General features: G+C 71.3%; 21 protein-coding genes. 11 read left to right on the top strand and 10 right to left on the bottom strand.

Going from position 1 to position 23,161, the window contains the following annotated elements; all coding sequences use genetic code 11:
- Nucleotides 1–81 precede the first annotated feature (81 nt).
- A complete protein-coding gene (locus ABD437_RS27370) occupies nt 82–951 on the bottom strand; it encodes a RecB family exonuclease (RefSeq protein WP_344651806.1) in 870 nt (289 codons plus the stop codon).
- 127 nt (nt 952–1,078) lie between these two features.
- Between ABD437_RS27370 and ABD437_RS27365 the strand changes: the two genes are divergently transcribed.
- Nucleotides 1,079–1,996 (top strand): tRNA (adenine-N1)-methyltransferase, encoded by a 918-nt coding sequence (locus ABD437_RS27365; RefSeq protein WP_425558256.1) that lies wholly within the window; start codon nt 1,079–1,081, stop codon nt 1,994–1,996.
- Here the strand turns inward: ABD437_RS27365 and ABD437_RS27360 are convergent.
- Nucleotides 1,993–2,295 (bottom strand): ferredoxin, encoded by a 303-nt coding sequence (locus ABD437_RS27360; RefSeq protein ID WP_425558259.1) that lies wholly within the window; start codon nt 2,293–2,295, stop codon nt 1,993–1,995. The two genes, ABD437_RS27365 and ABD437_RS27360, sit on opposite strands and share 4 nt — an antisense overlap.
- Before the next feature lie 277 nt (nt 2,296–2,572).
- Between ABD437_RS27360 and arc the strand changes: the two genes are divergently transcribed.
- The 8 genes from arc to ABD437_RS27320 all read left to right on the top strand — a co-directional run bounded on the left by arc (nt 2,573) and on the right by ABD437_RS27320 (nt 12,622).
- Complete coding sequence (gene arc / locus ABD437_RS27355) at nt 2,573–4,288, top strand: proteasome ATPase (RefSeq protein WP_344651810.1); 1,716 nt, start codon at nt 2,573–2,575, stop codon at nt 4,286–4,288.
- A gap of 137 nt (nt 4,289–4,425) precedes the next feature.
- Nucleotides 4,426–6,978, top strand: coding sequence for a hypothetical protein (locus ABD437_RS27350; RefSeq protein WP_344651804.1), 2,553 nt, complete (start codon nt 4,426–4,428; stop codon nt 6,976–6,978).
- Between the two features lie 70 nt (nt 6,979–7,048).
- On the top strand, nt 7,049–8,572 hold the full coding sequence (gene dop / locus ABD437_RS27345; protein WP_344651803.1) for a depupylase/deamidase Dop: 1,524 nt from the start codon (nt 7,049–7,051) through the stop codon (nt 8,570–8,572).
- Nucleotides 8,573–8,632: 60 nt separating this feature from the next.
- The gene (locus ABD437_RS27340; protein WP_035856241.1) at nt 8,633–8,845 is read left to right on the top strand and encodes a ubiquitin-like protein Pup; all 213 of its coding nucleotides are present in this window, start codon (nt 8,633–8,635) and stop codon (nt 8,843–8,845) included.
- 99 nt (nt 8,846–8,944) lie between these two features.
- Complete coding sequence (gene prcB, locus ABD437_RS27335; RefSeq protein ID WP_425558258.1) at nt 8,945–9,775, top strand: proteasome subunit beta; 831 nt, start codon at nt 8,945–8,947, stop codon at nt 9,773–9,775.
- Between the two features lie 21 nt (nt 9,776–9,796).
- Complete coding sequence (prcA, locus tag ABD437_RS27330; RefSeq protein ID WP_344651801.1) at nt 9,797–10,567, top strand: proteasome subunit alpha; 771 nt, start codon at nt 9,797–9,799, stop codon at nt 10,565–10,567.
- Between the two features lie 64 nt (nt 10,568–10,631).
- Nucleotides 10,632–11,642 carry a helix-turn-helix transcriptional regulator gene (locus tag ABD437_RS27325; RefSeq protein ID WP_344651800.1) on the top strand — a complete coding sequence of 337 codons (1,011 nt, stop codon included), beginning with the start codon at nt 10,632–10,634 and terminating at the stop codon, nt 11,640–11,642.
- A gap of 95 nt (nt 11,643–11,737) precedes the next feature.
- Nucleotides 11,738–12,622 (top strand): SdiA-regulated/phytase-like domain-containing protein, encoded by an 885-nt coding sequence (locus tag ABD437_RS27320; RefSeq protein ID WP_344651799.1) that lies wholly within the window; start codon nt 11,738–11,740, stop codon nt 12,620–12,622.
- A gap of 95 nt (nt 12,623–12,717) precedes the next feature.
- On the opposite strand, the gene ABD437_RS27315 is transcribed toward ABD437_RS27320, so the two are convergent.
- On the bottom strand, nt 12,718–13,737 hold the full coding sequence (locus tag ABD437_RS27315) for a sporulation protein (RefSeq protein ID WP_344651798.1): 1,020 nt from the start codon (nt 13,735–13,737) through the stop codon (nt 12,718–12,720).
- 189 nt (nt 13,738–13,926) lie between these two features.
- Between ABD437_RS27315 and ABD437_RS27310 the strand changes: the two genes are divergently transcribed.
- Nucleotides 13,927–14,865, top strand: a complete 939-nt coding sequence (locus ABD437_RS27310; protein WP_344651797.1) for a transporter substrate-binding domain-containing protein — start codon at nt 13,927–13,929, stop codon at nt 14,863–14,865.
- Nucleotides 14,862–15,938, top strand: a complete 1,077-nt coding sequence (locus tag ABD437_RS27305; RefSeq protein WP_344651796.1) for a hypothetical protein — start codon at nt 14,862–14,864, stop codon at nt 15,936–15,938. The genes ABD437_RS27310 and ABD437_RS27305 overlap by 4 nt, the downstream gene beginning before the upstream one ends.
- Before the next feature lie 11 nt (nt 15,939–15,949).
- Here the strand turns inward: ABD437_RS27305 and ABD437_RS27300 are convergent, their stop codons facing one another.
- From ABD437_RS27300 to ABD437_RS27270, 7 genes are all read right to left on the bottom strand, one after another.
- A complete protein-coding gene (locus ABD437_RS27300; protein ID WP_344651809.1) occupies nt 15,950–17,356 on the bottom strand; it encodes an amidase in 1,407 nt (468 codons plus the stop codon).
- A 172-nt stretch (nt 17,357–17,528) separates the two neighbouring features.
- Nucleotides 17,529–18,296, bottom strand: coding sequence for an ABC transporter ATP-binding protein (locus ABD437_RS27295; protein ID WP_344651808.1), 768 nt, complete (start codon nt 18,294–18,296; stop codon nt 17,529–17,531).
- Nucleotides 18,297–18,298: 2 nt separating this feature from the next.
- Nucleotides 18,299–19,096, bottom strand: a complete 798-nt coding sequence (locus ABD437_RS27290) for an ABC transporter permease (RefSeq protein WP_344651795.1) — start codon at nt 19,094–19,096, stop codon at nt 18,299–18,301.
- On the bottom strand, nt 19,060–19,893 hold the full coding sequence (locus ABD437_RS27285) for an ABC transporter permease (protein WP_344651794.1): 834 nt from the start codon (nt 19,891–19,893) through the stop codon (nt 19,060–19,062). Before ABD437_RS27285 ends, ABD437_RS27290 begins: the two co-directional genes overlap by 37 nt.
- On the bottom strand, nt 19,883–20,842 hold the full coding sequence (locus ABD437_RS27280; RefSeq protein ID WP_344651793.1) for an ABC transporter substrate-binding protein: 960 nt from the start codon (nt 20,840–20,842) through the stop codon (nt 19,883–19,885). The genes ABD437_RS27285 and ABD437_RS27280 overlap by 11 nt, the downstream gene beginning before the upstream one ends.
- A gap of 254 nt (nt 20,843–21,096) precedes the next feature.
- Nucleotides 21,097–21,543, bottom strand: a complete 447-nt coding sequence (locus ABD437_RS27275) for a hypothetical protein (RefSeq protein WP_344651792.1) — start codon at nt 21,541–21,543, stop codon at nt 21,097–21,099.
- A gap of 63 nt (nt 21,544–21,606) precedes the next feature.
- A complete protein-coding gene (locus tag ABD437_RS27270; RefSeq protein ID WP_425558255.1) occupies nt 21,607–23,046 on the bottom strand; it encodes a dihydrolipoyl dehydrogenase family protein in 1,440 nt (479 codons plus the stop codon).
- Nucleotides 23,047–23,161: the final 115 nt, after the last annotated feature.

The following is a 23,161-nucleotide window of genomic DNA, read 5'->3' as shown; positions in this document are numbered from 1 at the left end:
GCCCCGCCCGGCGCCGCCCGGCCCCGCCCGGCCCCGCCCGGCCCCGCCCGGCGCCGCCCGGCCCCGCCCGGCCCGGCCCGCCTAGTCCTCCGACGCCGGTGTCGTTGCTGCCACCTCCGCCAGCGGGGGCAGCTGCTCCGGGAACGGGGGTGGCGTGCCGCCGTGGGCCGGGCACAGTTCCTGGTGATCGCACCAGCCGCACAACGGCCCCGGGTTGGGGCGGAAGTCGCGGGCGGCGGTGGCGCGGTCGATCGCGGCCCAGATGGCCTGCAGGGTGCGTTCGAAGCGGAGCAGTTCGTCGGGGTCGGGGGTGTAGTCGAGGACCTCGCGGTCGCCCAGGTAGAGCAGGCGCAGCAGCCGGGGGACGACACCCCGGGTGCGCCAGATGACCAGCGCGTAGAACTTCAGCTGGAACATCGCCTTGCCCTCGAAGGATTCGCGGGGTGCGGCGCCGGTCTTGTAGTCGACGACGCGGATCTCGCCGGTGGGGGCGACGTCGATGCGGTCGACGAAGCCGCGCAGGCGCAGGCCCGACTCGGTGACGACCTCGACCAGGCGTTCCCGCTCGGCGGGGGCGAGCCGGTTCGGATCCTCCAGGGTGAAGTAGCCGGCCAAGAGACCGCGGGCGGACGACAGCCAGTCGGCCAGCGCCTCGGGCGTCTCGAACAGGCCGGTGAGTTCGGGCTCGGCCTCGGCCAGGCGGGCCCACTCCGGCTCGAGCAGGGCCTCGGCCGCCGCGGGGGAGCGCTGGCCGGCCGGCAGGTCGAACAAGCGCTCCAGCACGGCGTGGACCAGGGTGCCGCGGGTGGCGGCCGCGCTCGGCTTCTCGGGCAGCCGGTCGATGCTGCGGAAGCGGTAGAGCAGCGGGCAGGTCTTGAAGTCCGACGCGCGTGACGGCGACAGCGATCCGATGATCGCGAGTTCGGTGCGTCCATCCGCCGTGATGCTCATGCCGGAGAGGTTAGGACAGCCCTCCGACACTTCGCCGCACTCGCCTCCGCGCCTGTGGACAAAACCCACGCGACTAGGCTGGTCCGTCGTGACCGATGTGCTACCCGAACACGCCCGGACGGAAAGTGTGAGCGACACCACTGGAATTCATCGACCCGTCGGGGCCAACCGCCGCGGGCCGTTCGCTGCCGGTGACCGTGTGCAGCTCACCGACCCGAAGGGCCGGTTGCACACCGTGCTCCTCGAGCCCGGCCGCTCCTTCCACACCCACCGCGGCGCGCTGGCCCACGACGACCTGATCGGCAAGCCCGAGGGCATCGTCGTCTCGGCGACCTCGGGCACGCAGTACCTGGCGTTGCGTCCGCTGCTGAGTGATTTCGTGCTGTCGATGCCGCGGGGCGCGCAGGTCATCTACCCCAAGGACGCGGCCCAGATCGTCGCTATGGGCGACGTCTTCCCGGGCGCGCGGGTGCTCGAGGCCGGCGCCGGGTCCGGTGCGCTCACCTGCTCGTTGCTGCGCGCGGTGGGCGAGCACGGCGCGGTGCACTCCTACGAGCGTCGCGAGGACTTCGCCGACATCGCCCGGCTCAACGTCGAGCGGTTCTTCGGCGCACCGCACCCGGCCTGGTCGCTGACGGTCGGCGACGTGGCCGACGCGAGCGGTCTCGAGGTCGACCGGGTGATCCTCGACATGCTCTCGCCGTGGGAGGTGCTGCCGACGGTGGCCCCGATGCTGGTGCCCGGCGGCGTCCTGATCGCCTACGTGGCCACCACCACGCAGCTCTCGGCCACCGTCGAAGCGCTGCGTGAACATGGTTCGTTCACCGAGCCGCGGTCCTGGGAGTCGCTGGTGCGCGACTGGCACGTCGACGGGCTCGCGGTGCGTCCCGACCATCGGATGGTGGCGCACACCGCGTTCCTGATCAGCACCCGGAAGCTCTCCGACGGTGTCGTCGCCCCCCGGCGCCAGCGCAAGCCGTCCAAGGGCGCGGAAGCCTACGCGGCCCAGAAAGCCGGCAAACCGGACCCAGCCAAAGAGGCTTAGACACCAGGGCCGGCGACGGCGACACCGTCGTCGGCCCGCACCACGTGGATGCAGTCGCCGGGACATTCCTTCGCGGAATCGATCACGTCGAGCCGCAGCGCGACCGGAACCCGCACCTGCGCGCCCCGATCGGTCCGCAACTCACCGTCATCACCTTTGACGTAGGCGAGACCGTCGACGTCGAACTCGAAGACCTCCGGCGCGTACTGGACGCAGAGACCGTCACCGGTACACAGATCCTGGTCGACTCTCACCAGCAGCTCCGACAAAGCCCCTCCTCCGACCGGCGACTCCGCCAGCCTAGGCACGGGGACAGCGCGTCGACCACACGCCCCGGCGACCGTTGACTGACGGTGAACGCGGCGTGTCAACCCGGCGTGTTGTGAATACGCGTGAGTGAACTGGACAAAGTTTCCCTTCTGTGACGCGGGCATCGTCTGCACGACGGCTCTGTGGGTGAGTCGGTACTGTTGATGCACCGATCACCGGGGGAGGTGGCCGCTCGTGAACACAGATCCGAACGACGCGCACGGCAACACGCGCCGGGAGGCAGAGGTCCGCGATCTCACGGCCCAGGTGGACTTCCTCCAGGAGGAAGTCCAGCTCCTGCGCCGCAAGCTCACGGAAGGGCCCCGGCACGTCCGGACCCTCGAGGATCGTCTTGCCACCGCGCAAGCAACGATCTCTCGCCTCACCGAACAGAACGACAAACTGGCCTCGACTCTCAGAGAAGCGCGCACCCAGATCGTCGCGCTGAAGGAGGAGATCGACCGGTTGGCCCAGCCGCCCAGCGGCTACGGGGTCTTCCTGGTCGCACACGACGACGGAACCGTCGACGTGTTCACCGGCGGACGCAAACTGCGTGTCGCCGTCTCCCCGTCGGTCGAGGTGGAGAGCCTCGCCCGCGGTCAGGAGGTCATGCTCAACGATGCCCTCAACGTCGTGCAGGCCCTCGGTGTCGAGCGGGCCGGTGAAATCGTCACCCTCAAGGAGATCCTCTACGACGACCAGGGCGTGAAGGACCGCGCGCTGGTCCTGAGCCGGGCCGACGAGGAGCGGGTCGTGTACCTGGCCCACACCCTCGACGACGTGCAGCTGCGCGCCGGTGACGCCCTGCTGCTCGAGCCCCGGTCGGCCTACGCCTACGAGCGCATCCCGAAGTCCGAGGTCGAGGAGCTCGTCCTGGAGGAGGTGCCCGACATCGACTACTCGTCGATCGGTGGTCTCTCCTCGCAGATCGAGCAGATCCGGGACGCCGTCGAGCTCCCGTTCCTGCACGCCGACCTGTTCCGCGAGCACGAGCTGCGGCCGCCGAAGGGCGTCCTGCTCTACGGCCCGCCCGGGTGCGGCAAGACGCTCATCGCCAAGGCGGTGGCGAACTCGCTGGCCAAGAAGGTGGCCGAGGTGCGCGGCGACACCGGCTCGGATGCCGGCAAGTCGTTCTTCCTCAACATCAAGGGCCCGGAGCTGCTCAACAAGTACGTCGGCGAGACCGAGCGGCACATCCGGCTGATCTTCCAGCGGGCGCGCGAGAAGGCGTCCGGCGGCACCCCGGTGATCGTGTTCTTCGACGAGATGGACTCGATCTTCCGTACCCGTGGTTCCGGTGTCTCCTCGGACGTCGAGAACACGATCGTTCCCCAGCTGCTGTCGGAGATCGACGGCGTCGAAGGCCTGGAGAACGTCATCGTGATCGGTGCGTCCAACCGGGAGGACATGATCGACCCGGCGATCCTGCGGCCGGGCCGGCTCGACGTGAAGATCAAGATCGAGCGTCCGGACGCCGAGGCGGCCAAGGACATCTTCAGCAAGTACATCACCGGCGGAGTGCCGATCCACGACGACGACATCGCCGCCAACGGCGGTTCGCGGCAGGCGACGCTTGACGCGATGATCCAAGGTGTTGTCGAGCGGATGTACACCGAGACCGAGGAGAACCGCTTCCTCGAGGTGACGTACGCCAACGGTGACAAGGAAGTCCTGTACTTCAAGGACTTCAACTCGGGCGCGATGATCCAGAACATCGTCGACCGCGCGAAGAAGATGGCGATCAAGGACTTCTTGACGCTGAGCCAGAAGGGTGTCCGGATGCAGCACCTGCTGGACGCCTGCGTCGACGAGTTCCGGGAGAACGAGGACCTCCCGAACACCACCAACCCCGACGACTGGGCTCGCATCTCCGGCAAGAAGGGTGAGCGGATCGTGTACATCCGTACCCTGGTGTCCGGGGGTAAGGGCAGCGAGGCGGGGCGGTCGATCGAGACCGCGAGCAATACGGGACAGTATCTCTGACCCGGCTATGACGGGCCGCCGCCCGGGGACCGACGCGGTTCCCGGGCGGCGCCGCGCCACGACGAACCACGGGATCCGACCTCTGCGATGACGAACACCGGCGCTACACGGACCGCACGCTGTTCGGTGCGGCCTCGATGAGGACGGTCGCTCGTCGGCTCACCGACGCACTCCCCGTGCGCGGATGGCTACTCCTCGGGATGCTCTACGTCCTCGCGGTCGCGCTGGCGCTTATCACGAACCCGCAGTACGGCCCCGATTCCCGGATCTACCTGGCCTGGACGTACTGGTACCTGGGCCACCCGCAGGCCGAGGCCGCGCAGCTCTCCTACAACTACCTGTGGGACAACACCGGCCTGAAGGACTGCTGGTCCTGCTGGCCCGACGACTACCACGAGAAGTTCTTCACCGGGCAGTACGCGGCCGTGGTCGGCCCGCGCGTGCTGCTGCCGTTCCTGTCCGCGCCGTTCGTCGCGCTGATGGGGCCGATGGGCATGCTCGTCGTGCCGATCGTCGGGTACGCGCTCGCCGTTGTCGCCACCGTGATGCTCGCGTCGCGCCTCTGGGGCCAGCGCTGGGCGCTGGTGGCCGGTGCGGTGCTGCTGCTGCCGGTCTACGTGTCGCGCTGGAGCGTCGTCGCGCACACCGAGGGCCCGGCGTTCGCACTCCTCGCGGTGCCGCTGCTGCTGCTCCCGCTCGCGATGCGCGTCACCCGGAAGCATCTGATCGCCTACGTGGCGCTCGTCGGTCTGGGCATGCTCAACCGGCAGTTCGCGATCGCGTTGCCGGTCGCGGTGGGGTTCGCCTGGCTGCTGGTGTTCCTCCGCGACCGGAAGTTCTTCAACGTCTGGTTCCCGTTCGCGTTCTGGGGCAATTTCGTGGGTTTCGGCATCCTGCTGGCGCAGATGCTGATCACCCCGATGATCTTCGGCGGCGAGGAGCTCTCGCTCGTCGGGCAGTTCAACGACCTGTCCATGCAGTACTTCCAGACGTCCGGCGTCGGCGCGATCCCCACCGTGACGTGGAACGTCATCACGTCCGACCTGCTGCGTGTCCGCTACGACCTGCCGCTGATGGCGCTGCTGGTGCTGGTGACGTTCGCGGTCGTGTGGCGTTGGCGCAGCGAGCTCTCGGCGATGGCCGCGGGCGCGTTCCTGTCGGTCAGCGCGATCAACATCGTCGAGTTCTGGCCGGCCGCGTTCCGCTACCACGCGCCGATCGTCCCGCTGCTCGTGCTGGCCGCGGTCGCGTTGCTGGCCGACCTGTGGGGCCCGCTGCGGCAGCGTCCGTCCCGCTCCACCGAGGCCGTGCCCCGGCCACCGGCCTACCGGGTGACGACGCCACCGGAGACCAAGCCCGCGCGACGCTGGAAGCCGACGGTGAGCGGGCTGCGCTGGATCGGCGAGCTCCCGGTGCACGCCTGGCTGGTGATCAGCGTGCTCACCGCGGTGACGTTCTGGGAGCTGCAGGACCGCACCTGGCACTACGGCCCGAGCAGCATCTACCACCTGGCCTGGACCTACCGCATCCTCGGCTACTCACCGGCCGACGCCACCGCCCAGACCTACGACGACCTGCACAACATGCCGTTCTTCGGCTCCGGCTGCGGCGGCCCCTGCTGGGAGTACGGCGACTACTGGATCTACCAGCACGCCACCTCGGGCGACCCCAACCTCGTCTATCCGCTGCTCTCGGCGCCGTTCGTGCACTTCTACGGGTTCTCCGGCCTGCTCGTGGTGCCGGTGGTCGCGATGCTCGTCGCGATCGTGATGCTGACGCTCTTCGCGACCCGACGCTGGGGGCCGGCGGCGGGCACGCTCACCGCGGTCGGGTTCCTGCTCACCGACCGCATCGCGAGCGCCGGCCTGGCCGGCACCGGCGACATGCTGGCGATCGCGCTCGGCATCGGGATGTTGTTCACGCTCCCGCTGGACGGGCGGCGCAACCGGAGAGCGCTGGCGACGTTCGGCGTCCTGCTGGTGCTCGCGCTGGCCAGCCGGTCGACGTCGATCACGCTGGTCGGCGCGATCGGCGTCGGCTGGCTCTGCCACAGTCTCGTCACCCGGTCGGTGCGCAACCGGTGGACGCCGTTCGCCGCGGTCGCCGGGCTGGCCGTGGTGGGCGTCGTCTCGCTCGGCCAGGTCAGCGCGATCGTCGACGCCCGCTACCTGGGCCGGGCGCGTGAGGTGATCTCCGAGGGCACCGGCGGGGTCGCGGGGTCGATCGCCGACCGGCTGCACGAGATGACCTCGATCGACGGCACGTACATCGCCGCGGACGCGCTGCTCTGCGCCGTGCTGATGATCGCGGTCATCGCTGCGCCGCTGCGGTCCCTGCGCGACCCGCTGGCCGCGCTCGCGCTCGGCGGCGGCATCGTGAGCGTGCTGCTCGGCCTGCTGGTCGGCGTGCCGTCCGGCGCGCGCCAGTTCAGCATCGTCTACCCGCTGTTCCTGCTGACGACGGTCGGCCTGCTGGTGTCGCTGTCGCGGCGGCTGCGGCCCGAGGTGCCGGGGGAGGCCGCGCCCGAACCGGCCGGGGTCCGCGCGATCGGGAGCCCGGTGCCGGTCGCCGCCGGGGTGGCCGAGGCGTTCCCGGACCTGAACGCGCCCCGCCTGGCCGCCGACGACCTCACCCCGGACGATCCGCGGACCGGTCTCGAGGCGCCGGCGCGACCCGGAGCGCCGGCGTGATCACCCGATGTGGTGCATCAGGCGACGGGCGAACCGGGCGGCGGGCGCCCGAGGTACGTAGGCTTCACCCATGAGCGCGCGACGAATCATGGGCACCGAGGTGGAGTACGGCATCTCGGTCCCGGGCCAGCCCGGCGCCAACCCGATGGTCACCTCGTCCCAGATCGTGAACGCGTACGGGTCACGCAACGACCCGTCGCGGCACGGCCGGGCCAGATGGGACTACGAAGAGGAATCGCCGCTGCGCGACGCCCGTGGGTTCAACTACGGCGGCGCGCTCTACGACCCGGCCGAGGCGCTGGCCGACGAGGACCTCGGCCTGGCCAACGTCATCCTCACCAACGGCGCCCGGCTCTACGTCGACCACGCCCACCCGGAGTACTCGACGCCCGAGGTCACCAACCCGCGGGACATCGTCCTGTTCGACAAGGCCGGCGAGCGGGTGATGGCGGAGGCGTCCCGGCGGGCCGCGACCGTGCCGGGCGCGCCCCCGATCAACCTGTACAAGAACAACACCGACAACAAGGGCGCCTCGTACGGCGCGCACGAGAACTACCTCATGCGCCGGCGGACGCCGTTCAGCGAGATCGTCACGCACCTGACGCCGTTCTTCGTCACCCGCCAGGTCATCTGCGGCGCCGGCCGGGTGGGCATCGGCCAGGACGGCTCGGGCAGCGGCTTCCAGATCAGCCAGCGCGCCGACTTCTTCGAGGTCGAGGTCGGTCTGGAGACCACGCTCAAGCGCCCGATCATCAACACCCGCGACGAGCCGCACGCCGACGCCGAGAAGTACCGCCGCCTGCACGTCATCATCGGCGACGCGAACATGTCGGAGATCGCCACCTACCTCAAGGTGGGCACCACGGCCCTGGTGCTGAGCATGATCGAGGACAAGGCGCTGCCCAGCGACCTCGCGCTCGCCGAGCCGGTCAGCGACCTGCGCGCGGTCTCGCACGACGCGGCCCTGCAGCACAAGGTGAGCCTGCGCGACGGGCGCAAGATGACCGCGCTGGACATCCAGGAGATCTACTGCGAGCGGGCGCGCACGTACGTCGCCGACCGGCTGGGCGACGACGTCGACCCCGACACCGCCGACGTCCTCGAGCGGTGGGAGTCGCTGCTGCAGCGCCTGCGCCAGGACCCGATGCTCTGCGCCACCGAGCTCGACTGGGTGGCCAAGCTGCGGCTGCTGGAGGGCTACCGCGACCGCGACGGCCTCGGCTGGGACTCCCCCCGCCTGCAGCTGGTCGACCTGCAGTACCACGACGTCCGGCCGGAGAAGGGCCTCTACCACCGTCTGGTGGCCCGGGGCGCGATGAAGCGGCTGCTCGACGACGACGAGGTCACCCGGGCGATGCTCAAGCCGCCCACCGACACCAGGGCGTACTTCCGCGGGCGGTGCCTGGAGAAGTACGGCTCGGCGGTGGTGGCGGCCAGCTGGGACTCGCTGATCTTCGACGTGGGCCGGGAGTCGCTGGTGCGGGTGCCGATGCTCGAGCCCGAGCGCGGCACGCTCAGCCACGTCGGTACCCTGCTGGACCGGTGCGACAGCGCCACCGAGCTTTTGGACGCCCTTACGGGTCCGGGGCGTTAACTCCGGACCAATTGGCGTTCCGGGGAGGTACCGTCGAGATGCGAACCGAGGGGAGACGCCATGAGCACCAGGGACAGCGGCGGTCAGTCGCAGAGCAGTCGGGCCCGGCAGGACGTCGACGAGGTCGAGGCCGTCGAGGCGAATCCTGAGGTAGCCGAGCGGGTCGAGGAGATCACCGCCGACGTCGACGACATGCTCGACGAGATCGACTCGGTTCTCGAGGAGAACGCGGAGGAGTTCGTCCGCGGATACGTGCAGAAGGGCGGCGAGTAGCCGGTCCCGCGAAGGCCGCTCGGCAGCGATGCTGCCGGGCGGCCTTCGTCAACCTGACGGTAGGGTTGCGACAAGCTCAACGCGTACGTACGAGAGAGGATCCAGGTGGCAACGGGCCGTTCCTCGAACCTGTTCAACCTCCCGGTGGGGTCGTCGTTCACCGAGTTCCTGAGCCAGACCGCGCCCGAGCTGCTGCCCGGGCGTCGGCCGTTGCCCCCGGGTGACCACGGGGCCGTCGCGCCGCACGGCACGACGATCGTGGCCACCACCTACGCCGGTGGGGTGGTGATGGGCGGCGACCGCCGCGCCACCCAGGGCAACATGATCGCCCAGCGCGACATCGAGAAGGTCTTCCCGACCGACGCGTACTCGGTGGCCGGCATCGCCGGAACCGCGGGTATCGCGATCGAGATGATCCGGCTCTACCAGGTCGAGCTCGAGCACTACGAGAAGATCGAGGGCACGCCGCTCACGCTCGACGGCAAGGCCAACCGCCTGTCGGCGATGATCCGCGGCAACCTGGGCGCCGCGCTCCAGGGCCTGGCCGTGATCCCGCTCTTCGCCGGTTTCGACCTCGACGCGCCCGACCCCGCGAAGGCGGGCCGGATCTTCGGGTTCGACGTCACCGGCGGCTGCTGGGAGGAGCAGGGCTACTCCTCGGTGGGCTCCGGCTCGGTGTTCGCGAAGTCGTCGCTGAAGAAGCTGTGGAAGCCGACGCTCGACGAGGCCGGCGCGGTGCGCATCCTGGTCGAGTCGCTCTACGACGCCGCCGACGACGACTCGGCGACCGGCGGCCCCGACGTGATCCGCAAGCTCTACCCGATCCTGGCCGTCGTCGACGCCGAGGGTGTCCGCCGGCTGACCGACGACGAGGTGGGCGCGGTCGTCGCCGAGGTCATCGCCGACCGAACCGCCAATCCCGGCGTCTAAGCGAAGGGGCATCCAGCAAAGATGGCAATGCAGTTCTATGCCTCTCCCGAGCAGCTCATGCGCGACCGCTCGGAGTTCGCGCGCAAGGGTATCGCCCGCGGCCGGAGCGTCGTCGTGCTCAGCTACGCCGGTGGCGTGCTGTTCGTCGCCGAGAACCCGTCGAAGGCGCTGCACAAGGTCAGCGAGATCTACGACCGCATCGGGTACGCGGCGGTCGGCAAGTACAACGAGTTCGAGGCCCTGCGCCAGGTCGGTGTGCGCTACGCCGACCTGCGGGGGTACTCCTACGACCGGCGTGACGTCACCGCGCGCGGTCTGGTGAACGCGTTCGCGCAGCAGCTGGGCGCGATCTTCGGTGAGCAGTCCAAGCCGTTCGAGGTCGAGGTCTGCGTCGCGCAGGTCGGGGCGTCGGCGGCGGCCGACGAGCTCTACCGGCTCACCTACGACGGTTCGGTCACCGACGAGCCCGGGTTCATCGCGATGGGCGGGCAGTCCGAGGCGATCGCGTCGCAGCTGCGTGAGAAGCACTCGCGGAAGGCCGACCTGCGTGGGGCGCTGAAGGTCGCGGTCGGCGCGCTCGCGTCGATCGGCGGCGAGAACGGCAACCCGCGCACGTTGTCCGCGGCGCAGCTCGAGGTGGCGGTCCTCGACCGCTCCCGCCCCGGCCGGGCGTTCCGGCGTCTGGTGGGTGCGGCCCTGGAGGGCCTGCTCGTCACCGAGCCCGACGCCGACGCCCCGGAGGAGCCCGCCGCCGACGAGGGCACCGAGTCGAGCGAGTCCACCGACTCCTGATCACCGCACGTCGTCGCGCGGATTCCTGTCAGTCGATGGCAGGAATCCGCGCGACACTGTTCCCATGCGCGCGGACCGGCTCCTCTCCCTGCTGCTGCTGGTGCAGACCCGGGGGCGGATGACGGCGCAGGAGCTCGCGGACGAGCTCGAGGTGTCCGTGCGCACGGTCTACCGGGACGTCGACGCGCTCTCCGCGGCCGGGGTGCCGCTCTACGCCGACCGGGGCCCGGCCGGGGGCTACCAGCTCGTCGACGGGTACCGCACGAAGCTGACCGGCCTCACGATCGACCAGGCCGAGTCGCTGTTCCTGGTCGGCATGCCCGGGCCGGCCGCCGCGCTGGGGCTCGGCACCGAACTGGCCGCCACCGAGCTCAAGCTGCTCGCCGCGCTCCCGGCCGAGCTGCGTACCCGCGCCGAACGCATGCGTGAACGGTTCCACCTGGACGCACCGGGCTGGTTCCGCGAGGCCGAGCAGGTTCCGCACCTCGCGGCCGTCGCCGACGCCGTCTGGAACCAGCGCCGGATCCGCGCCCGCTACCGGCGGTGGAAGGCACCGCGCGAGGTCGAGCGCGCCTGGGACCCGCTGGGCGTCGTCCTGAAAGCGGGGGTCTGGTATTTCGTGGCCCGCCGGGCCGACGACGGCGAGGTGCGTGCGTACAAGGTGTCCCACCTGCTCGACGTCGAGGTGCTGCCGGAGCAGTTCGAGCGCCCGCCGGGCTTCGCGCTCGCCGACTACTGGGACGGGTGGACCCGCCGCTTCGAGCAGGGCCTGATCCGCGGCGAGGCCCACGTGCGGATCTCCCCGCAGGGCCTCGACCGGCTGCAACACCTGCTCGGTGGCCCGGCGATGGTGCAGGCCGCACGCGAGAACGCCGAGCCGGCCGACGCCGACGGCTGGATCCGCACCCGGATCCCGGTCGAGCACGTCCGTAAGGCGCACGGCGACTTCCTCGCGGTCGGCGCGGACGTCGAGGTGCTCGGTCCGCCCGAGTTGCGCGCGCTGATCGCCCACACCGTGGCCGCGCTGGCGTCGGTGTATGCCGAAGGCGCGCCCACGCGGTCGCAGCGGATCTAGTACGGTGCGTACCGCCCGGATGAAACGGACATTACGGGCGGACGGGGGTTGCGGTGCGGACGAGGCGGCGAACCCTAGGGACGCTGAGCACGATCATGACCGGCGCGGTCGTGGCGGGTGCGCTCATGGTCGCGCCGGCCGGCCACCCGGCCCGGGCCGGTGGCCGTGCCGCGGTGCGTGACCTGGCCCGCCCGTTCACCCGGTGCGTGGTGGCCGACCAGCGGCTCGGCCAGATCAGCGGCCTGGTGGAGCGGCCCGGCGGGTTCATGGTCGTCAACGACACCGGCCCGGTGGTCTGGCGGCTGGACGCCGGGTGCCGCCCGATCCGGCGGGCGGTGCTGCGCGCACCCGTGGCCCACGACCCGAACGCGACGCCGCGCACCGGCAAACGTTTCGACACCGAGGACATCGCCCTCGACCACCGGAACAACCTCTGGATCGCCGACATCGGCGGCAACACCACGCGCCGCACCGCGGTCTCCTTGTTCCGGTGGCGGATGGGCGCGGCGGCGGAGGCGGTGACCCGGTTCGACCTGCGCTACCCCGACGGCGCCCACGACGCCGAGGCGCTCCTGCTGGCCCGCGGCGGACAGGTGCTGATCGTGACGAAGACCAGCGCGCCGGCCGGGGTCTACGTCGCCGACGCCCCGCTGAGACCGGCCGGGGCGCTGCGCCGGGCCGGCCGGGTCGACCTGCGCCGGGCGTGCCCGGACTGCCGGGCCCGCAGCCGGCTGATCACCGGGGGAGCGGTGTCGAAGGACGGCACCCGGGCGGTGCTGCGCACCTACGACCGGGCGTTCGAGTGGTACGCGCCGCGGGGTGACCTCGCGCGCGTGATCACCACGCAGGTGCCGCGGCACATCAACCTGCCGGAGAGCAGGCAGGGCGAGGCGATCGCCTACACCGCCGACGCGCGCACGCTGCTCACCGCCACCGAACGGATCCCCGCCCCGATCGGCGCGGTGCCCATCAGGAGCTGACCCCCACCGGCGGTTCGCGGCGTCGAGCGGGCGCTGACGCGCAGCGGTCCCGTTCCGGCGGGCGAGGGCTCGCCGGAACGGGACCGCTCCGGCGTCTAGAAGAAGCCCTCGTCGTCCCCGCCGTCGTCGTCGAAGACCTCCTCGAAGACCTCACCGGCGACGATGCCGCCGACGAACCCCGCGGCGGCGCCGCCGGCGACCGCGCCCATCCCCGGGCCGCGGTGGCGGCGGTGCCCGTGGTGGCCGTGGCTGTCGTAGCCGCCGTGGGTCCCGTACCCGCCGTGGCTCCCGTACCCGCCGTGCCCGCCGAACGCGGCCGCGCCGTGGCCGCCGAAGCCACCGGCGTTCGCGAGCAGCTGCTGGAGCCAGCCGTCGAGGTAGCCGGCCCAGTCGGTCTGATCGGCCGTCGCGTAGTCGATGCGCAGGTGGTGGAACGTGTCGGCGCCGCCGCTGAACAGCCCGCCGCGCTTGTCGACCTCGAGGACGACGTCGACCGCGTGCGGGTTGGCCACGAACGTCACCTCGAGCTCGTTGAGGCGACCGGAGTACTGCGGCGCCGGGAAGAACTCGATCTCCTGGTAGAACGGCAGCTGCTGCGGCACGCCACGCAGCTGGCCGTACTCCACGTCCGCGCTGCGGAACGTGAACCCGAGCCGCGCGACCGCGTCCAGGAACAGCTCCTGGGCCGGGAGCGGGTGGATGCGCACGGGGTCGAGGTCACCGGCGTCGATCGCCTTGGCGACCGCCACCTCGGTCTTGAGCCCGACCGCCATGCCGCGCAGCGGCTGGCCGAACACCGCGGTGACCGGCGCCTCCCACGGCACCGGGAACTGGAACGGGATCGTCTGGTCGGTGTTCTCCCGCAGCTCGAAGTGCCCGTTGAGCGGCAGCCGCGCGAACTCGACGCCGCCGGCCTGCTCGTGGTCACCGCCCTCGAACTCGACGCGGGTGACGAGGCCCAGCTCGATGCGCTCGATGGTGACCGTGCGGTCGCCACCGCGCAGCCGCACCTCACCCCGCAAGAGCTCGCCGGGCCGGCAGTCGCTGCGCTCCAGCACGGTGTCGACGGACGGCCCGCCGGCGCCGAAGGCGTGCATCAACTTCCTGAAGACCACAACATCTCCTCGGACACGAAGTCAGCCTGCGGTGGAATCCGGGTGGATTCCTCCCTTGTGCCCGGTCAACGTGCGCTGTGAGCAGTCGGTTCCCCGACAGTCAGCGTGTGGCGGTCAGAATTTCCGCGGCAGGTCGATCACTGTGTGTGCTAATCGACTCGCTGAGGGTGAGGAAGGGGTCGATGACAGGTGCGCACCACACTCAGGGTTTTCTCCCTGCTGCTGCTCGTCGTGGTCACCGCGGTGGCCGCGTGTCACGGCCGTACCGGCGAGCCCGATCGGGCGACCGTGCAGCAGAAACTCGACGAGGCCGGCCTGCTCGCCGACAACCGGCCGAACCAGCTACGGATCGGCGTGTACGACTGGCAGCCGCTGCTCGGGTTCCTGGACGGCAGGGGCAACCACGCCGGGTTCGACGTCGACATCGCCAAGTACGTCGCGGCGAACCTCGGCTACGAGGGCAAGATCCGGTGGGTGCCGCTCGTCAACGTCGCCGACCGGATCGTGGCACTGCAACAGGACCGGGTCGATCTGGTGTTCGCGAGCCTGTCCATCACCGACGCGCGCAGGAACGAGATCCTGCTTGCCGGTCCCTACCTGGTCGTGGACCAGGCGGTGATGGTTCGCAGCGACCTCGCCGAACAGATCCGCACCGTGCAGGACCTCGAGAACCCGAGGTACCGCATGTGCACGAGCGCGGGAACGACGTCGGAGCGGCTGCTGGAGCAGCGCGGGATCCGGTTCCGCTCCGAAGGCAGCGATCAGCTCTGCTTCGAGAAGATGCGGAACGGCGAGTACGACGCGATCAGCACCGACCGGTCGGTGCTCGTCGGCCTCGCCGAGGAACACCGCACTGAGTACACGATCATCGACGTCGAGTTGCAGATCGAGGGCGGCGGTACGGCGGTCGAGCGGATCGGCGTCGGGGTGCAGAAGTCCAACGGCGCGCTGCGCGAGTTGGTCGACTACTACCTCGACAAGAGCTACCGGGCCGACCGCAAGGGTGAGGTCACGGCGTGGGACCAGGCCTATCGCCGCTACCTGTCCGGGCTGGGCCCGCTCACCCAGCCGAAACCCGACGACCCGCCCGACCTGATCGACAGCGACGCCAAGTACCCGACACGATGACGCCGCCCCGCCGCCCGTCGAGTCTCCCCGCGGCCCGGAGCCGGCTCACCCGCCCCCGTCCGCCGGCTCGCCGGTCCGGGCCGGCCGCACCCGCGGAGACGCCCGCGCGCTACGGGACGCAGTCGTTCTGGAGCCTCGCGGTGGCGTTCCCGGCCGCGCTCTCGCTGCTCCGGCTCTGGATCGAGGCCGGCGGCCAGTTCCAGACGACGCTGCTACTGGTGCAGAACGTCAACCCCGTCAACCTGTTCGCGACGACGTTCCTGGTCAGCATGCGGCTGGTCACCGGCGTCCTCGTACTGGCGTTCGCGCTGGGCGGCGTACTGAGCCACGCCCCGGGCTTCGAGCAGCGCTGGCTCGCCCGGTGGACGAGCCGCACGCCACCGTGGCTGCTGGCCGCGGTGTTCGGCCTGGCTCTGGCCACCTGGCAGATCCTGTACCTGCCGCTGCTGATCCCCGCGTTCGTGCTCGTCGCGCAGGCCACCGGCGAGTGGCGCACGGCCCGGCCGGGCAACCGCCTCGTCGTGCTCGGCGCGCTGCTCGCCGGGTACGCCGCCGTCATCTGGCCGACGCTCGTCGACGCCTACACCCAGCGGGTCCCCCTGGTGTTCGCGATGTTCGCGGTGCCGCCGCTGCTCGCGCTCGGCGTCGGCGGGCGGGTACCGCGGTGGTTCGCGCTGGCGGTGGCCGTCGCCGGGCCGGTCGCGGTGGTGGCGTTCTCGATCGCCGCGGCCGCCACCTCGATGACGATGCCGGTGCTGCCGCTGACCGTCACCACGGTGACCGGCCCGGAGGGGGAGTCGGCGAGCATCCGCGGGTACGTCGTGGCCTCCGACGACGAGCTGACCGCGATCCTCCAGGAGAGCGGGGGCGTTCGTTACGTGCGCAACAGCGCGGTCGTGAACCGGGTGCTGTGCCCGGCGAGCCCCGACGTGCCTCTCTACCGGCTGCGCGTGCACGACCTGCACGTCGAGGACTCGCTGCTCGAAGCGTGGGGCCGCCGAGTCCGGCCGGCGCCGCTCGTCGACGCCACGTGCCGGATCCGCTCGTCACCCCGCAGCACCGGCCCGCTGTGACGTCGCGGCGGTCACAGCGCGGGGTGGTGCCGACCGTGGTTCGTCGCGGCCTCGAACGCGGCCGCGACCCGGAGCGTGAACAGGTCGGAGCGGGGTCGGGTGACGATCTGCAGACCGACCGGCAGGCCGGTCGGGGTGAAGCCGGCCGGCACCGAGATCGCCGGGGCCCCGAGCACGGTGACGTGGTAGGCCGAGCGCATCCAGTCGAGGTAGGAGTGCTGGTCGGCCTCGTCGACGGTGTGCGGGTACTCCCAGCCGGCCGGGAACGGGGGCACCTGGCTCACCGGCGCGATCAGGACGTTGTAGGTGTCCCAGAACGCGGCGGCGGCGGTGTACAGGCGGCCCCAGGCGGTGCGGGCCCGGCCGACGTCGCCGCGGGTGAGGGCGCGACCCTGGGAGATGTTCCAGGCCAGCGCGGGTTTGAACTTCTCCGGCTGCTCGTCGAAGGTGGCGCCGTAGGCGATCTCGAACGCGTTCGCGCGGAGCGTCCGGAAGACCAGGTCGGCCTCGGAGAGGTCCGGGGTGGCCGCCTCGACGTGCGCGCCGAGCCCGGTGAAGACGTCGGGCGCGCCGGCCAGCACCGCGCGGACGTCCGGGTCGAGCGGTAGCCCGCCCAGGTCCGGGCTCCAGGCCACCCGGAGCCCGGACAGGTCCGCCCCGAGCGGTGCGCGGAACGTCGCACCGGGCTCGTCGAGCGCGATCGGGGAGCGGGAGTCGGGGCCGGCGACCACCGACAGCAGCAGCGCGACGTCGGCGACCGTGCGGGCCATCGGCCCCGACGTGCCGAGCGTGTCCCACGGGTCGTCGGTGGGCACCGTCGGCACCCGGCCGGGGGTGGGCCGGAACCCGACGACGTTGCAGAACGACGCCGGGTTGCGCAGCGAGCCGCCCATGTCGCTGCCGTCGGCGATCGGCAGGAGCCGCGCGGCGAGTGCGGCCGCCGCGCCGCCGCTGCTCCCCCCGGCGGAGCGGGTCGGGTCGTACGGGTTGCGGGTGACGCCGAACAGCGTGTTGAAGGTGTGCGAGCCGGCCGCGAACTCCGGCACGTTCGTCTTGCCGACGCGGATCGCGCCCGCGTCCTCGATGCGCTGGACGACCAGCGTGTTCGCGGCCGGGACGTGCTCGGCGAAGAGCGGCGAGCCGTAGGTGGTGCGCATCCCCGCGGTGTCGTGGGTGTCCTTGAACGCGATCGGCAGCCCGTGCAGCGGACCCGGCTCGGCGCCGCCGGCCAGCGCGTCGTCGGCGGCCGCCGCGGCCTTCAGCGCCCCCTCGCCGTCGAGCGTGACGATCGCGTTGATCGCCGGGTTCACCTGCTCGATCCGCGCGAGGTGCGCGGCGACGACCTCCCGGGCGGAGACGTCCCGCCGCCGCAGCCGGTCCGCCAGTTCGGTCGCGTCCAGGGCCCAGAGCTCGTCCATGTCCCGAGCTTCGCGCCCCTCGAGTCCCCGTGTCACGGGATCACTCTGCCGCCTCGCCACCCCGCCCTCCGGCAGAATCTGCCAGCGATCCGCGGCGAACAGGCGAACTCTGCCCAGTCGGCGCCGGTCCGGCCGCCGTCGCCCGGCATGCGGCGGCGGCCGGAGCCGGGGGTCAGGGGGCCGGGGTGGGCTTCTTGGCGGACTGGATCTCGGCGTAGACGTGGGTGCGCAGCTCGGTGAAGCGAGGATCCGAGCGGGTGGTCAGCTGGTCGCGTTCGGCGGGCAGGTCGACGGTGAGGGTCTCCTGGACCACGGTCGGCGAGCCGGAGAGCACGACCACCCGTTCGCCCAGGTAGACGGCCTCGTCGATGTCGTGGGTGACGAACAGGATCGTCACGCCGAACGTCCGCCAGATCGAGCGGATCAGGTCCTCGAGCTCGGCCCTGGTCTGCGCGTCCACGGCCGCGAACGGCTCGTCCATCAGCAGCACGGACGGCTGGTAGGCGACGGCGCGGGCGATGGCGACCCGCTGCTGCATGCCGCCGGAGAGTTCCCACGGGTAGGCGTCGCCGCGGTCGGCCAGGCCCACGGCGGACAGCGCCTCGGAGACCAGCCGGTCCCGTTCGGCCCTGGCCACCTTCTTCTCGCGGAGCGGCAGCTCGACGTTGCGCCGCACGGTGAGCCAGGGGAAGAGGCTGCGCCCGTACTCCTGGAACACGACCGCGAGGTTCGGCGGGGGAGCGGTGACCGGTTCGCCGCCGAGCGTCACCGACCCGCCGCTCGGGGCCAGTAACCCGGCCGCGCACTTGAGCAGCGTCGTCTTGCCGCAGCCGGATGGGCCGACCAGGCACACCAGCTCGCCGTCGCGCAGCGAGACCGACACGTCCCGGATCGCCTCGACCGGCCCGTACGACTTCCGCAGCCCGGAGATCTCCAGCAGGCTCACGGCGCGCCCCTTCCCGAACGGCGAAGACCGAAGTACCACCGCAGCACCACCCGCTCGCCCAGGCCGAACAGCCCGGCCAGCGCCACGCCCAGCAGGCCGAGCAGGACGATGCCCGTCCACATCTCCGGGATCGCGTAGCCGCGCTGGAACTGCACGATCGTGAAGCCCAGGCCGCTGGACGCGGCGAACATCTCGCTGATCACCATCAGGATGATCGCGATCGCCAGGGCCTGACGCAGACCGGTCATGATCTGCGGGCTCGCGCCACGCAGCACGAGCGTGCGCAGCCGGGTCCAGCCCGAGATCCGGTACGCCCGGCACACCTCGCCGAGCACCGGGTCGACCGCGCGGACGCCCTCGATCGTGTTGAGCAGCACCGGCCAGACGCAGCCGAACACGATGACCGTCACCTTCATCGTGTTGTCGATGCCGGCGAACAGCATGACGACGGGGACGAGGACCGGCGGCGGGATCGCCCGCAGGAACTCCAGCACCGGCTCGGTGTACGCCCGCAGCGCGGGAGAGAGGCCGATCGCGACCCCGGCGGCGACGCCCACGAGCCCGGCCACTGTGAACCCGGCCAGCAGCCGGGCGACGCTCGGCAGCACGTCGGCGCGCAGCGTCGCCGGCGTCCAGGTCGGGCCGACCGCGCGCAGCACCGCGCCGGGCGTCGGCAGGTAGAAGTTCGTGCCGCCGGCGGAGGCGGCCCACCAGACGCCGATCAGGACCAGCGGGAGCAGGAACCAGCGCAGGACCCTCACACCGGCACCTCCCGCCGCACCGACGCGTGCCATCGCAGCAACCTCCGCTCCCCGGCCCGGACCCCGACGTTGACCAGCACCCCGAGCACGCCGGTGGTGAGCACGAGCGCGTACACCAGCGCGGGTTCGGTGCCCGAGCGGGCCACCGCGATCGCCAGCCCGAGCCCGGGCGCGCCGATCACCAGCTCCGCGGTGACCGCCAGGATCAGCGCCACCGCGGCGCCCAGCCGCACCCCGGTGAGCACGAACGGCAACGCGGACGGCCAGACGACGTGCCGGATCCGCCCCCACCGGCTGAACCGGTACGAGCGGGCGGTCTCGTCCGCGACCGGGTCGATGTCGGCGACGCCGGCGAGAACCTGCACGTAGATCTGCCAGAACGCCGCGTACACGACGAGCAGCAGCGACGAGCCGAGCCCGGTGCCGTAGACCAGGACCGCCAGCGGGATCAGCGCGACCGAGGGGATCGGCCGGAGGAACTCCACGGTCGACGTGGTGAACGCCCGGACCCGCGGCACCAGCGCGAGCGCGAACCCGAGCGTGATCGCGGCGCCGGCCGCGAGCGCCAGCCCGAGCAGCCAGGCGTAGACCGTCTGGCCGATCGCCGTCCAGTACGCGCCGGTGCCGGCCTCGCGGGCCAGCACCCGCAGGACGCTCGAGACCGGCGGGAGGTCGGCGCTGCGGACGAGCCCGACCCGCGGCACGAGCTCCCAGACCGCGAGCGCGATCAGCACCCCGGCCGCACCCCGGAGCGCGTTCCGGTGGCGCCGGGGCGCCCCGGCGGCCGCGACCGGCGCGACCACCGGAGCGGGCGGGACCTCAGTCCGCATAGAGGGCGTTCAGGTCCGGCGCCTGGGTGAGCACCTTGTCGTCGGTCGCCAGTTTGCCCAGTGTGGCCACCGAGTCCTTGTTGATCTCGGCCGGCCACTTCGGCAGCGTGAGCTTGGGCGCCAGGTCGGCGGTGATCTTCGTGTACGACGACAGGACCTGGCGCACCTCGTCGGGGTGGGCGTCGGCGTAGGCGTTGGATTCCTTGATCGCCTCGGTGAACCGGTCGACGAGGTCGCGGTCGGACTTCAGCAGCTTCTCGTTGACGAAGTACCCGGCGACGCTCAGGTTCGGAGCGGCGTCGACGTACATCGAGGTGAGCACCCGGCCGCCGGCCGCGACGACCTGGGAGAGCTGCGGCTCGACGATGCACGCGCCGTCCACGCGGTTGGCGGCGAGGGCGGCGGGCATGTCGGGGAACGGCAGTTCGACGAGGTTCAGGCCGGACGTGTCCCCGCCGGCCTTGCGGACCGACGCCTTCACCGTGCTGTCGCAGATGTTCTTCAGCGTGTTGACCGCGATGCGCTTGCCGACCAGGTCCTTGGCGGTCCGCGCCGGGCTGCCCGCGGGCACCACGATCGCGCCGAAGTCCTTGCCCTGCTCGCCGGTGCTCGAGACGCCGTTCGCGATGACCTTGAGCGGCAGGCCCTTCTCCCGGGCCAGGAGTAACGAGGTGAAGTTGGAGAAGCCGACCTGGAACTCGCCCGACATGACGCTCGGCACGATCGCGGCGCCGCCGGCGGCGGTCTTGAGCGTCAGATCGATCTTGCGCTTGGTGAAGAAGCCCTTCTGCTGGCCCAGGTAGATGGGGGCGACGTCGACGATCGGGATGACTCCGACGGTGAGCTGGGCGTTGCCGCCCTCGGTCTTGACGTCGGAGCCCGAGCCGCCGCAGCCGACGACGGCGAGGGCCACGGTGGCGGCGACGATGCTCGCCAATGCACGGCGCATGACAGCTCCAAGGGGGGTGTGAGCAAGAGAGCGCGCAGTGTGAACAGTTGAACGGATCAAGACTATTGACGTGAGCTGAGTCACGTCAACCGAACTATTTTGTCGGCCTCATTGTTGACATTCTGACGGCCCAATGCGCGCTACTCGCGCCAAACGGTCGCCTTCGCGCGACCAGCGGGGCTAAGTTGTGAACAATCCGAGAAACAGAAACCGCCGTCCCGGTCGAAACCGGGACGGCGGTGGAACAGCCGCTGCTACTTCTTCTTCGCGGCCTGACCGCTCTCGCGGGACTCCAGGCTGTCGAGCACCAGGCCGGCGCCGATGCCGAACATCCACACGTCCTTGGCGATCGGCGTGCCGGCCTGCGTCGGGCGGATGCTGCCCTCCTCGCGCAGGCCCGGCGTCGCGAGGTAGAGCCCGAGCAGACCGCCGGAGAAGGCGACCAACCCGGCCCCGGCCACGGCGGCCGGGATGAACGGCACCAGCAGCGCGGCGCCGAGCGCGATCTCGGCCGTCGACAGGTACTTCGCGAACTGCTTCGGCTCGATGCCGGCCAGGAACGGATACGTGCCGGCCGCCATGCCGTGCATCCCCGCCGCGGCCTCCTCGTCGGCGTGACGCTTGGAGAGGCCCGAGTTGAGGATGTAGGCACCGGCCGCCAGGCGCGGCGGCAGATGGCTCAGCTTGCCGAAGAACCGCATGGAATGCTCCCGAGGGATTAGTGACCTATGTCCGGATCCTAACCTTTCCGGATCCGGACCTAGCTACTTCCCCCGGCGCTGCTGATCAAGCGTCTCCAGCAGACGCAACCACCCCTCGCTGATCGTCGGGTAGCTCGGCACCGCGTGCCACAGGTCGCTGACCGGCACGTTCCCGACGATCGCCACGGTCGCGGAGTGCACGAGCTCGGCGATCGCGCTGCCGACGAACGTCGCGCCGACCAGCGTGTCGGTGGCCGGGTCGAGCACCAGCTTGGCCCGGCCGACGTAGTGGTCGCGCAGGACGTAGGTGCCGGCCAGCGCGGCGAGGTCGAACTCGACGCACTCGACGTCCAGCCCGGCCTCGCGGGCCTGGGCCTCGGTGAGCCCGGCCGAGCCGACCTCGGGGTCGGTGAACGTGACCTGGGGGACGGGGGCGCGGTCGGCCTGCGGTGCGGGTTCTCCGGCGGCCCGGGCGGCGATGTTCTCGCCGGCGATGCGGGCCTGGTATTTGCCCATGTGGGTGAGAAGGGCGCGGCCGTTGAGGTCGCCCACGACGTGGAGCCAATCGTGGCCGGGGACCGTGAGGTGGTCGTCGACGGCGACGTAGCCACGCGCTTCGAGGCCTACGGTGTCCAGACCCAGGTCGTCGCTGTTGGGAGTCCGGCCGGCCGCGACCAGGATTTCGTCGGCGGTCACGGTGGAGCCGTCGGAGAGCGTCACGGTGACTTCGCCGCCGTGGATCAGGCCCTCACCGGCGTCGTTCACGTCCGGACGCGAGACGGCGGTGACGCGGGTGCCGGTGCGCACGGTGATGCCGGCTTTCGCGAAGGCTTCGCCGACGATGTCGCCGGCGAACGGCTCGTTCTTGCCGAGCAGGCGCCGGCCGCCCTCGACGACCGTGAGTTCCTCGACGCCGAGGCCACGCAGCCAGGTGGCGGCCTCGCAGGCCACGACGCCCCCGCCGACGATCACGACGCGGCGCGGGATCTCGTGCACGTTCGTGGCGTCCCGGGAGACCCAGGGGCGGGCCTCGCGCAGCCCCTCGATCGGCGGCACGTTCGCCCGGGTGCCGGTGGCGAGCACGACCGCGTGCCGTGCGGTGAGGCGCGCGCCGTCGACCTCCACGGTCTTCTCGCCGGCCAGGCGGCCGTGCCCCCGGATCACGTCGATGCCGACGCCGGTGGCCCAGCTGACCTGGGAGGTGTCGTCGTGGTGGTTGACGATGGTGTCGCGCCGGGCGAGGACGGCGGCGACGTCGACCGTCGCGCCGGTGACGCCCTGCACGTCGGCGGCGTCGTTCACCAGCTCGATCGGGCGGAGCAGGCCCTTGGAGGGCATGCAGGCCCAGTAGGAGCACTCGCCGCCGACGAGTTCCTTCTCGACGAGGACCGCGTCGAGGCCGGAGTGCTGGGTGGCGTACTGCGCGGCGACCTCACCGGGCGGGCCGCCGCCGATCACGATGACGTCCCACTCGGTCTTGTCCGGGTTCAGGCTCGCGTTCACGCCCGTCAGTCTGCCCCTCGGGTCCGACAGTCACCCGGCACACCCCCGGCAACCGGAGGGTGGGCGCGCGCCCGCTACGGCGCGGCGGGACGACCCGGCCCGCGGGCTCGCGCGC

It is taken from the genome of Cryptosporangium japonicum (assembly GCF_039524755.1).
GTDB classification, from domain to species: domain Bacteria; phylum Actinomycetota; class Actinomycetes; order Mycobacteriales; family Cryptosporangiaceae; genus Cryptosporangium; species Cryptosporangium japonicum.
The sequence above is the reverse complement of the archived record's forward strand: the minus strand, read 5'-3'. Positions and strand labels throughout refer to the sequence as shown.